Here is a 12,376-nt window from a genome sequence, read left to right on the forward strand (position 1 = left end):
TTTGCCTACTGCCACAATTTCTGATAGTAGCCACACCCTACTGTTACAAGTAGGATATGTCCGTACTCCCTTCATTTCCTTTTTTATTTTAATTTCCCGCCAAATACCGGGAAGAAGCTGTGCTCACCATAATTCTGGATATGATCTACATTCTTCAGAGTTTCCATATCTGCATCGCTGATAGCAAATTCAAGCTCTGCATTGTTTTTCATATGATCTGGATTCGCCGTCTTAGGAATTACTACAAGACCAAGCTGGATATCATAACGTAGGCAAAGCTGAGGAACAGATACACCATATTTATCAGCTATTACCTTAACCTCTGTATTATCCAGAACTGCACCGTGTGCAATTGGTGAATATGCCTCTACTAAGATGTCATTCTTCTGGCAGTATTCAATTAGCTCCAATGGAGTATTGCTCACGTGTGCCAATATCTGATTTACCATAGGATTTATCTCACAGCTTGCAAGAATATTCTCTACATCATCTTGAAGGAAGTTAGAAAGACCGATTGCCTTTACTCTGCCTGACTTATAAGCATCTTCCATTGATCTCCATACTTCTTTGTTTTCCTCGAAGTAACGATTCTCCTCACGGTACTCCGCCCAAGGCTGTGGGCTATGGATAATCAAAAGGTCAATGTAATCCAGTCCCATCTTTGATAAAGACTCATCAATGGACTCCGTAACTGCATCATAGGTCTTTGCTTCTGCAGCAACCTTTGTGGTAATGAACAGTTCTTCTCTAACTACACCCAAGGAACGGATTCCTTCACCTACACCAGCTTCATTCATATAAGCCTGAGCAGTATCAATATGGCGATATCCGATTGATACCGCATCACGCACTGCTTGTGCTGCCTGTGCATCTTCGAGCAGCCAGGTGCCAAGACCTAATTTTGGAATTTCTACACCATTTGATAATTTGTAAGTTTCATTAAACATGCTTTTGTCTCCTTTGCATTGTTATACTTTTGTAGAACCTAGTCTTATATACTTAAGTTTTCCCATTTCTAAATAGGAACTTCTTCAAATGAAACAGAGTTGCTTGACTCTCCAGCGGTCACTCTTAATTTTCAGGAATAATTTCATTAACGCATACTAATGCGTTCAGTGTTCTCGGAAAGCCTATATATGGAAGGCAGTGGGTAATAGCCGTGATCAATGTTTCCTTATCATTGCCCACATTTACGTTGCCTTGCACATGTGACTTCACTTGAACTTCAGCACCGCCTAACGCACTAATGATACAAAGCGTCAACAACTCCCGAGTTTTTAAATCAAGTCCACCACGAGTGTAAAAGTCTCCAAAGCAAAAGGAGGAAAGATAATCCTGAATATGCTTTTGATTTGCTGGAGCTGCCTCTTGCATTTTTTCAATGACTTCACCAAAAATCTCTACTTGAGTAGCAAGTCCTTTCTCAAAACGATTATCTTCTTCAACCTTTCTTTGGCTATCAACTGGTAGAGATATATTCTTTGCTATGAATGCCTCATTAACTTCATTGATCGCATTTAATGTTTTGGGAAATCCAATGTATGGAGCACATTGGTAAATAGCTTCTTTGATTTCTACAGGTGTTAGCCCGACGTTCAATGCGGCACCTACATGTGCCTTAAGTTGAGGTAAAGTCTGGTTGGTTGTAAGAGCAACAAGGGTGATTAACTCACGCTGCTTATCATCCAAATTACCTTGATAAAAAACTTCACCAAAAATGAAATTGCTCAAAATGTCCTGAAAATCAGGATCAGTAGCATATGTAGCAGGTACTCCATTGCCAAATAGCTGTTTATATTTATCCTTGCTCTTTTCAACTCGATCCATAGGTAAACCTCCGACCTTGAATAAAATACTTTTATTTTTCCAAAGATATTAGATTAAATCCCTCGCTAAAAATATACATTGATTGATTAATCAACATCTGTTAATAATTATAAAGAGAGATATGGAAATCATTCAATGGTTAAATTAACGCAATTCGTTGATTACTCAACAAATCAATTAAAATTGTTGATTATCTTTAGAAAAAGCTGGTGAAATAAAAATGTCTAAAGTAGATAGAAGAATAGCCAAAAGCCAAGTAGCTATAAAAAATGCTGTAACTGAACTGATGTCTGAAAAAAGTTTTGATGATATTACCATTCAGGATATTGCAGACAGAGCTGATGTTAATCGTGGGACCATTTATCTTCACTACACGGATAAATACGACCTATTGGATAAGATGATTGAAGAACATATAGACAATCTCCGAGAACTATGCAAATCGGCATCTGAGTTGACTTTTCAAGAAGGTAATTATGTATGGTACGAATACTTTGAGCGTAATTATTTGTTTTTTTCAACGATGTTAGCGAGTAAAGGGGCACCGTATTTTCGTAGTCGTTTTCTTGATTTAGTAGTGGATGAGTTTAAACCAGAAGTGAATATAGCAGGAGGAAAAAATAAAGGATTAAATGGAGAAGTGATTCTTCAATTTTTTGGATCAGCGGTAGTTGGAGCAGTGGAATGGTGGTTTAAAAATGGAATGCCTTTATCAGCTCGTGTTATGGCTGAACAAACGGGGGCATTGTTGGATAGGAACCTTGAATAAAATCGGTGATTTTGGTTTTTGAACAGTAATAAAGCTTGTTGCTAAAAAAATAGAGCAGTGTTTGTTCACTGCTCTTTATAAGAAGATGCATTTAAGTTGAAGCTAAAACACAGATTGTGAATCTATTCACTTAATCAATACTTCTCCGTTAGTAGAACAAGAAAAGATCCGCTGTTGCGACCCTTTTGTACAACTCAAGCTACCCGTTACTTGAAGACGGAAAAACAATTATTTAACCTTTCTGCAACTTCATTGTTACTGTTAGTAAGATTTCAAATTATCTATCTTCATACAAATATTTTTTACTTTCTGAGACCTAAGAATTTCATCTATACACCAAAACAAACTCGATGATATAAGAGAGGTTATAAGAAAGAAATTATATAGATTGTCCCATTCCCATTTCGATAATAGAAATAGTATTAAAACAAACATAGTGGAAAGAAATAAATGAATTATTAATGCCGCGCCTCCTCTTAATATACCCTGTAACTTTTTTGTAATGAAATCGGAAAATATAGAAGTTGGTAATCCATAGAACAAAAGAATTGGAAGTAAATACATTCCTAACAAGATGACAAATCCTGACTGTTCCATAATGAAATAAATAGACATTACTAATACACAAGCTAATATAGCGGAAAGCAATTTTCTAATAATCAAATCTCATCCCTTCTATCCCCCATTATTAAACTTATCTCCCCGTTCAATAAGACATTGCTAATTATTCTCGAAAATGCATTGAAAACGTTCAACTCCAGGATACTTTTCTCCTAAACTTGTTATTTTGAATCCATATTTTTTATAGAAATATACAGCTTCTTTATCAGTTTCCGCCAATACGGAAGCTAACGAGTATTTTTCTAAAATAAAATTAATCATTTTACTTCCTATGGTTTCTTTTCTATGACTTGGCAATACTGCAATATGCTTAATCTCACAACGCTTTTCAACTTTAAATTCAATTCCAATACAACCTACAATCTCATCATCAAGTTTATAAGAATATAGTTTTCTGGTGGGTAATTCCATATATGCTTTATATTCTTTTTTAATGTTATTTTCTGAGGTGGCAAAGGATAAAAGGCTCCATACATTGGGGTGAATTTTATTTGATTTTAATTCTTCCAAAGAAACACCACCTTATTGAATTAAACTGTACGTTCGCGAAATCGGCAAAGGCAGCCTAATTGGCAAACAATCCTCTTCTAATCAAATTCGCAGTCACAGGTTTTTTCCCTAATTCACACGACCATATAGATAACTGGCCAATGTGATGTATTTCGTGGGCAACGACATGACGCATTACCTCTCCGTATTTGAAGCTTTCTGTTTCCTCAGTGGAATCAGGTTCCGTAAGAATCTGATTTTTACATCTCAATTATCTAGGATCTCACAAATGGTTCAATTTCCTCGTGACAATGTCTTGAAAAATCCTTGACCTTTAGCAAACTGGCATAATCCTCAAACGGAGGTTCTTCAGGTTCTGGTTTCACTTGCAAACCACAAATCCAGCTAAATTCGACATCCACGATGTGAAAAAGGGTGTACAGGATACTACCTACCCCACCCACTCGTTTCTTTAACAATTCTTCTTCCAGAATATTTTCACACCATGTAATCCAATCATGACGAACTTGCCAGTTATATTGAAACAGTTTCAACATTACGACAACCTCCATCTATTTTAGATTTAATATTTAATTTTCACCAAAAGACTTCAAAATCTTTTTTTTTAGATAAATGGCTCTAAAAACTCTGTTTTAATCCTACACACTATGGCCCGATCGTTGAACAAGCTTAAACACTTTTCTTCACTAAACTCCCTTTAGTTCAATAAGAGTGTAATTAAATATCAATTTTATATTTTCATTCTCCAAAGTCCAACAACATTTGTTCGGAGCCATTTAACAATCTCCATAAATTTTTTTGAACAGAGGATTCTCCAAAAGTCTATAGATAAATCTGATGATGCGAAAGGTTTTTTAATTATACTTAGCCCCTCTTAATCGTTCCAATTACCTTAATTATATTCTTCACAAATTTTTACTATTCGAGGTCCATTTTCATAGGGATTGGTCATTTTTTTGGCTACTGGCACAAAAAAGACTCCAATTTATTCCTTCGTTTTGTAATTTTGGATTCAATATAACAAAAACATAGGGAAAAAGTCATGTTTGTACCAATTCTGTAGTGTTGTCATTAAATTAAAAAGAAATGTAAACTTCCCGTTCTGTAAAAGTGTTACAAGCCTGTGATAATGTGATAAAAGATCACATACAGGAGGTAGCATCCGTGAAAAACTTATACATGAAGATGGTAGTTGTAGCATGTGTTGCTACAACTACTTTAATAGGCATACAAAATAGAACAGCAGAGGCTTTTACTGGTGAGCATTCAGTAAAAATAGAAAAAATTCCAAAAAATATAATACAAGAAACGAAAAAACACCAAAAAGGAGTTAATAATCGAATCACTCCCGATAAAGTGAAAGATACAGAAACAAAACAAGTAAAAGGTAAAAAAGAAAAAACGAAAGAAGAAAACTCTATAAAGATTTCAAGCAAAGAAAAAGATCTACTAGCACGCTTAATTCAAGCTGAGGCAAAAGGCGAACCGTTCAAAGGTAAGGTAGCCGTTGCAACAGTAGTGTTTAATCGTCTGGAATCTCCTGAATTTCCAGATACTATAAAGGGAGTAATAGAACAAAAAATTTGCGATTGTTATGCCTTTTCTCCTGTACAAAATGGGGAGATTAAAAAGCCGGCATCTATAGATGCTAAGAAAGCTGTAGTGGCAGCATTAAAGAGAAAAGATCGTTTACATGATTCCGTTTATTTTTATAACCCCAAGATTGCAACCGATACTTGGATCCGCAGCAGAGATGTTGTGACAACAATAGGAAATCATGTATTCGCAAAATGAAAAATTTCAAAACTTTAATATATATTGATAAGAAGGTGGGTCTGTTAAAAGACTCGCCTTTAGCATTATGTGAATACATAATTATACCTTTTCAAACTTTCTACCACGATTTCTCTCGGATATTCTGTATTAGATTCAGGAGTTTGAAGGAATGATAAATTTCCTACAGGAATTTAACTCCCGATAGAATTTATGAAAACCGTTTTTTTAAAAGTATCAGTAATTAATAAGAAATTCGGTGTTTTACATACGCTTATTCAATATAGTGTAGTGCTTTAGAAGAAAAATAAATAAATTACCTTTGAAAAAAACTCTCCTTTTCAGAAGAGACTTTCTGCAATTTAATAGACTTAGGGAAATGAGCGCCTTATTCAAGAAACGGTATAGTCATATAATTTATAATAACATTCTAAAAAGCTGTTCCCAATTATAGGTGCTCAACCTTTTACCTTTATGGCATCATATCTGTCGCCATTTTCAACTTTGTTGATTTATTTGGCATGGAAAGGAAGGCAACCGCGGCAATGATAAAGAGTCCTCCTAATAATTGATAAGCTCCAAAAGATTCGTTTAACCATAGGATGGAAACAATTGCTGTGACTAGTGGTTCAATACTGGATAATAGGCTTGTTTCCGTTGCACTTAAGTATTTTAAACTCCCGATATAGAGAATAAAAGAAACCGTTCCGATAATAATCACTAAGAGCATTAGCGATAACGTGTTAACTGTTAATGATTGTGCTAAATGTACAATGTTAAACTCTTGTTTGTAAATAATCAAAGCAATGCCACCAATTAACATTCCCCATCCAATGATGACAACAGTTCCCCATTCCTTAATCAGTGAAACAGGATGAAGCGTGTAAAATGTAAATCCAAGGGTGGTCAGTAGACCAAGGATAATGGCTTTTTTTGATAACACTACATTTTCGATGGAACCATTCGTAATTAGGAAAAAGGTTCCACCTAATGCCGCAATAACTGCCAGCAATTGCATTACTGTTGGTAGTTTTTTTGTTTGAATTGCTACATAGATGGTAATTATCACAGGACCAAGAAATTGAAACAGTACGGCTGTGACCGCATTACTAACATGGATGGTTTCAATAAAAACGTACTGTGCACCAAGCATTCCTAAAACGCCGAAAATAACGAGTTGAATCCAATGTCGTGGATGCTTCCAAATACCAAATATATTTTTTTTAGTGAGGACCAACAGCGCTAAAGTTAAGATTCCAGCTAACAGTAATCGCACAGTGAGAAAGTTGCTCGATGTAAGATCACTATTTTGAAAAAGCCACTGAATCATCGGTCCGGATATTCCCCATAATGTCGCACCGCTAATAATCATTAATAGTCCAACATAACGTTTTGTTTTCATGATGAATACCTCCTTGCTGAAAAGTTTCTTGTTTTCAATTAATAGAAATGCTTTTATAGAGGTATTATAATAAGAATCTGGCATGATGTTTAGGGTCACATTTTATATATATAAGGGGGTCAGATGAAATGTTGGAACTAACACCGAAGCTTGATTTGCATAGTGAAGTACCGCTATATGTACAGTTGTATAATTTTATAAAACAGCAAATGGATATGGGCAACCTCAAACCATACACTAAGCTACCGTCCAAACGAAAACTTGCTAAGTATTTGCAGGTGAGTCAAAACACTATTGAAGCAGCGTATGAGCAGCTTGTTGCGGAAGGATATATCGAAGGAATTCCACGTAAAGGGTATTTTATTTGTGAAGTGGAGCAAACATTTTCTAACGAAAAACAGAGCATCGTGCATATCAAAGAGAAATCCTATGAAGATAATATTAACGTTGATTTCACCCAGACAGGTGTTGATGTTCAATCATTTCCCTTTGCGATATTTCGAAGAATAGCGAACGATGTGTTAAAGGATGAGAATAAACAGTTATTAAAGATAGGACATCCTCAAGGAGAGTATGAGCTTCGTGAAGCCATTGCCTCCTATTTGTATGAATCACGTGGTGTCCAAGCTTCACCGAGTCAGATAATCGTTGGGTCAGGTACACCAACATTAACTAGACTTCTGTTTAAACTATTAAACGGAAGTAAGTATGCCATTGAAGACCCCGGGTATCATCAAAGACTTGTGAGATTCGAAAAGGGAAATGAAAATGTTCGGTTGATTCCGCTTGATGATGATGGGATGATGATTTCCAAATTAGAGGAAAGTGGTGCTGACATAGCTTTTGTTACGCCATCACATCAATTTCCTTGTGGAATGATTATGTCCATATCAAGACGAAAGCAGCTGTTAAATTGGGCTCTGGAAAACGAAAGGCGTTACATTATAGAGGATGATTATGACAGTGAATTTCGATATTCCGGAAAACCGATTCCTGCATTACAAGGCTTAGATTCTCACGAAAAAGTAATCTATATGGGGACGTTCTCTAAAGCATTACTACCGTCATTACGTATCAGTTATATGGTTCTACCTAAACGGTTAATAGAAAAATATCAAGAAAATTATTTTCACTTTATTCCTTCTGTATCCCGTCTTGACCAAGAGATCATCAAAAAATTTATGCAGGAAGGATATTGGGCAAAACATATTAATAAAATGCGAGTCGTTTACAGCAAAAAAAGAAATGCACTCGTTTCGGCAATTTCGACCAATTTTCTAGATTCTGTTGAAATCATTGGTCAAGATTCTGGATTACATGTACTAGTCCGTCTGAATAATGGTATGACTGAAAAAGAACTTATTGATCGGGCAGCAAAATACAGTATCAAAGTATATCCGGTATCAGGATATGGCAGGAGTGATAATCAAACAGTGTTGTTAGGTTTTGCTGTACTATCTGAGGAAGATATCCACACTGCTGTTCAATTGTTGGCGAAAGCTTGGATAAGGTAACTCCCTAACGTGGCTATTAAAATTAAGATTAATTAAAAACTCCCTTCTCTCCTTATACAACAACTGTATTAAAAACCGTTATTTTGAAAAATAAATTGATTAAAATGACGGTTTTCTATTGTTTCCTCCAAATAGGGTAATATCTCATAAATATTCAATTGAAGAGGAAGCCTAAACCAATAAAATAAAAACCAAGAGCTAAAAAAAGTTTTGCTAATGCTCCTAGCAGTTTAACTGTCTTGTCCATCCTCGAATCTCTCCTTACTATTTTAATGGTTTGGCGTCATATCCCTCTTATGGAAACATACATAAAATTACAAAATAATATATAAATTGCAAATGCAAAAAAAAGCTTAAAAAATAATATAACTACAATTAAGGTAATATTCGAGCAACATTCATTTTATCCCCCCATATTCTAGTTAAACAAAGTTAGTAATTATATATCTACACTTAACCGAGTAGAAAGCACCAGATTGGAGATCAAATATCATTGTAAAAACCATTTCTCCTTACTATTGGTAACTGTGGAATGAACCTAGCTTGGGATTTATTTTCAAAACTTTCTCTTGTAAAAAAATAACAAAAGAGAAGAACTACGTAAACACCAAGAACGTATGTCCCCGTATATTGAATTCTCTGCAACTAACTTAAACAAAGCCATTTTTGAAAAGTATTTCATGCGATTAGTCTTTGTCTAGCTCCAGCGACTATCGGCTAGCGGATTTTTACATCTCCTCCCTACGATAAGCGGGCATTAGTTTAAAATATACTTCAAATTTTACTCGGTGGAATTTGAACTGCCACTTTCAATAGCTTGTGAACTACCTCAGCACGGTTTCCCTTATCTCAATCACAGACTACGAAATCCATACACATATAACCAAGACGTATACGATTTTCATACTTTCAACAAAATATTGAACATTCACCATTTGAACATTAAACCCTTCCAAGAAGTGATAAACTATTAGAGTCTTATTTCTTTTGAAAAGAGGGTTTTTTGTATGAAAAAAATCTTAATTATATACGCTAGTATGACGGGACACACAGAAGTCATTGCCGAAATCATTGAGGAATCTTTAAAAGAAGAATGTTTCAAAGTCACTAGCAAAGAAGCTATGCGGACTAAGCCAAAAGAAATGTTGAAATACGATGGCATTCTATTAGGTTCTTATACATATGAAGGCGGCGTGATTGGCGACGACTTCATGATATTTTACGAAGATATGGAACGAGTTGATTTATCCGGTAAAGTAACAGCCGTGTTTGGATCAGGTGACAGATTTTATGAAGAAACTTTTTGTGTTGCCGTTGACTTAATTGCAGAGAAATTAACGGAACTCGGTGCAAACGTTGTTCTCGATGGTTTAAAAGTTGATCTTGTGCCTGAAGGTGAAGATGAAGAACGGTGCTGGAAATTCGCGAAAGACTTTGCGGAGAAAATGAAGGAGCTTATTCCTTCTTAATCTGTAATTTGGCCTGTTTTCACTCAGGCCCTCTCCCATTTACTTCATAAACGTTTTTTACTCCTACTGTATTTCCTCTCTTAAATAAATCTCCTAATGATATTTAACCCACATGTAAAGATGAAACGATCATGGAATATCTAGACCAAGAGGCTGCACGTTGGGCATGTGGAAGATAATGGGAAGTCTATTTAAAAAACGTGGTTTAGGAAAATGCAAAAAGGATTCGGTTGGCGTATTTGAAGTAACTCCTCTTTGGTTTTTTCCTTATTTTTAAACCACCATATAATTAGCCCAACCCAGTAAATCGCCCAAATAATATAATGAAAAGTGTCCATAAATTAACCTCTAGTTTCCTTTATTCCATATCCAGCTTCCTTCTTCAACTCCTTTGGTTAAATAAGAATCTTAAATTTTTCTTTTTAATACAAACAATGAAGTCTTGTTTCTGGAAATTCGCTTCACGATATTCATATTTATGCAACTACTATTGGCATTAGCCCAATAAAGCTTTGTTCTACAACCTGGACGGATTGTTGAATACAAGCTAAGGAAGATTGTTCAACTAATCTCCCTTTACCTTTACTTCAAAAAGAAAAGCATCCCTTATTTAAGGAATGCCCCCATTACTTGAAGATGAAAAAACAATTATTTATTCTTTCTGCAACTTCATTATTACTGTTAGTATGTTTTCAAATTATCTATCTTCATACAAATATTTTTTACTTTCTGTGACCTAAAAATTTCATCTATACACCAAAACAGACTCGATGATATAAGAGAGGTTATAAGCAAGAAATTATATAGATTGTCCCATCCCCATTTCGAGAATAGAAATAGTATTAAAACAAACATAGTGGCAAGTAATAAATGAATTATTAATGCCACGCCTCCTCTTAATTTACCCTGCAACTTTTTTGTAATGAAATCGGATAATACAGAAGTTGGTATTCCATAGATCAAAAGAATTGGAAGTAAATACATTCCTAACAAGATTACAAATCCCGACTGTTCCATAATGAAGTAAATAGACATCACAAATACACAAGCTAATATAGCGGAGAACAATTTTCTAATAATCAAATCTCATCCCACTTATCCCCCATTATTAAACCAATCTGCGCGTTAGTCGACTAAGAAAATGCCACAAAATTGGCAGCTGGATCTTAAACTCTTGTACTCGTGGAAGTATTCTTTTAGGTTAGAAGGTTACGAAGTTCTTTGGAAGATAGCATACGGGCTTTGTTTGATTTCATGTGAACCCCAGTTATAAACGGTTAACTAATTCCAACTTTGTTACATTTCGACGATATACTCAAAGCCACGAATTAATTTAAAAACTAAGTTTATTTTCTGTTCCTGAAAGCAGCCTTTGGATATTTTCCATATGCCTGAAAATTACCATAAACGTCATAAGGCATGCAAATATACAAAAATATAAGGTATGTCCAAAAACAGTAAAAAATGAAATAGCCGCAACAAGCATTGTAGCACATATTGTGCTTAAAGAAACGTAACGGGTTAAAGCTACAATTATCACAAAAAAGCCAAGGCAAAAAATTGCCATAACCCAGTCAATCATAAACAACACAGCCACTGCTGTAAGTGCTCCCTTGCCCCCTTTAAACCCAAAATATACCGGCCAGTTATGCCCTATAACTGCTCCTGCACCTGCGGCTAATAGGCTTACGCAATCATTAGCCTCTCCCGAATAATAGTAATCGCTAAGGATCAAGCCTATAAAACAAGCAATTATCCCTTTTAATATATCTCCCGCAAAAACAAACATCGCAGCAGATTTCCCAAGTACCCTCAGAGTATTGGTAAGCCCGGCGTTTTTACTTCCATGCCTTCTTATGTCCTTGCCGTATATTTTCCCAACAATTACCGCTGTATTAAGGCTGCCTAAAAGATAGCCCAAAGCTAAGGCAGCAAAAAGCTTTAAAATATCAATCATGACTCGTCTCCCTTAGGATTATTCTAATTTTCTTTAATTTCTCCATTATTTATTTCAATACAATATATAGTAAATCCTTCTTCAAACTAAACTCCCCTTTAACAAAACAAGAAAACTTGATCACCGTGCTAAAACGGCGGATTACCAGAAACAGGTATTAAGATGATTATGTTGAATTGTATGTAATGTAGAAAAGTAAAGTTTGTTAGGGGAGATAAATGGCAATGAGCTATCCTGTATTTATTGTAATATGCATTCTCATTTTCACAGTATTCGGATTTATATTAAAACCCATTATTCAAAAGAAATCAGGTGTGGAAATGATTACTTTCTCCATCTTAATTGTTTTAACAGGATCTTCCTTTTATAACATTAACCCTCATAGCGGATTTGGAATATTCGGGTTGTTTTTTGTATGGATGGGATTTTTAACTGGTGTTGTCAGTTTTCTTTTTAAAAGGAACTAATTTGGATAAATAGGTAGCTTATTTCCCTGGCTGGGTCAATCAAATTTCCCCAACATGGGAAAAAGCG

Annotated in this window: 10 protein-coding genes and 1 pseudogene; 5 read left to right on the forward strand and 6 right to left on the reverse strand. The window is 35.1% G+C overall.

The window, feature by feature from the left end; translation table 11 throughout:
* Positions 1–83: 83 nt before the first annotated feature.
* A complete protein-coding gene (locus AC3WJF_RS13480) occupies positions 84–947 on the reverse strand; it encodes an aldo/keto reductase (RefSeq protein ID WP_492452990.1) in 864 nt (287 codons plus the stop codon).
* Between the two features lie 124 nt (positions 948–1,071).
* On the reverse strand, positions 1,072–1,827 hold the full coding sequence (locus AC3WJF_RS13485; protein WP_492452992.1) for a carboxymuconolactone decarboxylase family protein: 756 nt from the start codon (positions 1,825–1,827) through the stop codon (positions 1,072–1,074).
* 220 nt (positions 1,828–2,047) lie between these two features.
* Here AC3WJF_RS13485 and AC3WJF_RS13490 point away from each other — a divergent pair, with 220 nt between their 5' ends.
* Entirely contained in the window at positions 2,048–2,596 is a 549-nt protein-coding gene (locus tag AC3WJF_RS13490; protein ID WP_492452994.1) for a TetR/AcrR family transcriptional regulator, read from the forward strand.
* Between the two features lie 720 nt (positions 2,597–3,316).
* On the opposite strand, the gene AC3WJF_RS13495 is transcribed toward AC3WJF_RS13490, so the two are convergent.
* Both AC3WJF_RS13495 and AC3WJF_RS13500 read right to left on the reverse strand, forming a co-directional pair.
* Entirely contained in the window at positions 3,317–3,727 is a 411-nt protein-coding gene (locus AC3WJF_RS13495; RefSeq protein WP_492452996.1) for a GNAT family N-acetyltransferase, read from the reverse strand.
* A 55-nt stretch (positions 3,728–3,782) separates the two neighbouring features.
* Positions 3,783–4,263 (reverse strand): annotated as a pseudogene (locus AC3WJF_RS13500) (DinB family protein).
* 628 nt (positions 4,264–4,891) lie between these two features.
* On the opposite strand from AC3WJF_RS13500, the gene AC3WJF_RS13505 reads away from it, so the two are divergent.
* Positions 4,892–5,521, forward strand: coding sequence for a cell wall hydrolase (locus tag AC3WJF_RS13505; RefSeq protein WP_492452998.1), 630 nt, complete (start codon positions 4,892–4,894; stop codon positions 5,519–5,521).
* A 451-nt stretch (positions 5,522–5,972) separates the two neighbouring features.
* Here the strand turns inward: AC3WJF_RS13505 and AC3WJF_RS13510 are convergent, their stop codons facing one another.
* On the reverse strand, positions 5,973–6,902 hold the full coding sequence (locus AC3WJF_RS13510; protein ID WP_492453000.1) for a DMT family transporter: 930 nt from the start codon (positions 6,900–6,902) through the stop codon (positions 5,973–5,975).
* Positions 6,903–7,030: 128 nt separating this feature from the next.
* On the opposite strand from AC3WJF_RS13510, the gene pdxR reads away from it, so the two are divergent.
* The gene (gene pdxR / locus AC3WJF_RS13515) at positions 7,031–8,416 is read left to right on the forward strand and encodes a MocR-like pyridoxine biosynthesis transcription factor PdxR (protein ID WP_492453002.1); all 1,386 of its coding nucleotides are present in this window, start codon (positions 7,031–7,033) and stop codon (positions 8,414–8,416) included.
* Positions 8,417–9,423: 1,007 nt separating this feature from the next.
* Entirely contained in the window at positions 9,424–9,885 is a 462-nt protein-coding gene (locus tag AC3WJF_RS13520) for a flavodoxin (RefSeq protein ID WP_492453004.1), read from the forward strand.
* Between the two features lie 1,333 nt (positions 9,886–11,218).
* On the opposite strand, the gene plsY is transcribed toward AC3WJF_RS13520, so the two are convergent.
* Positions 11,219–11,842: a glycerol-3-phosphate 1-O-acyltransferase PlsY gene (gene plsY, locus AC3WJF_RS13525; protein ID WP_492453006.1), complete on the reverse strand. Its 624-nt coding sequence runs from the start codon at positions 11,840–11,842 to the stop codon at positions 11,219–11,221.
* A gap of 224 nt (positions 11,843–12,066) precedes the next feature.
* On the opposite strand from plsY, the gene AC3WJF_RS13530 reads away from it, so the two are divergent.
* Entirely contained in the window at positions 12,067–12,309 is a 243-nt protein-coding gene (locus AC3WJF_RS13530) for a hypothetical protein (protein WP_492453008.1), read from the forward strand.
* The last annotated feature ends 67 nt before the right edge of the window (positions 12,310–12,376 follow it).

This window comes from Heyndrickxia sp. FW510-T9 (assembly GCF_058781025.1).

What these genes read in the sequence shown, in the direction of transcription:
- AC3WJF_RS13530 (WP_492453008.1), top strand. Translation starts at nt 12,067, where the DNA reads ATGAGCTATCCTGTATTTATTGTAATATGCATTCTCATTTTCACAGTA.
- AC3WJF_RS13480 (WP_492452990.1), bottom strand. Translation starts at nt 947, where the DNA reads ATGTTTAATGAAACTTACAAATTATCAAATGGTGTAGAAATTCCAAAA.
- AC3WJF_RS13520 (WP_492453004.1), top strand. Translation starts at nt 9,424, where the DNA reads ATGAAAAAAATCTTAATTATATACGCTAGTATGACGGGACACACAGAA.
- AC3WJF_RS13490 (WP_492452994.1), top strand. Translation starts at nt 2,048, where the DNA reads ATGTCTAAAGTAGATAGAAGAATAGCCAAAAGCCAAGTAGCTATAAAA.
- pdxR (WP_492453002.1), top strand. Translation starts at nt 7,031, where the DNA reads ATGTTGGAACTAACACCGAAGCTTGATTTGCATAGTGAAGTACCGCTA.
- plsY (WP_492453006.1), bottom strand. Translation starts at nt 11,842, where the DNA reads ATGATTGATATTTTAAAGCTTTTTGCTGCCTTAGCTTTGGGCTATCTT.
- AC3WJF_RS13485 (WP_492452992.1), bottom strand. Translation starts at nt 1,827, where the DNA reads ATGGATCGAGTTGAAAAGAGCAAGGATAAATATAAACAGCTATTTGGC.
- AC3WJF_RS13510 (WP_492453000.1), bottom strand. Translation starts at nt 6,902, where the DNA reads ATGAAAACAAAACGTTATGTTGGACTATTAATGATTATTAGCGGTGCG.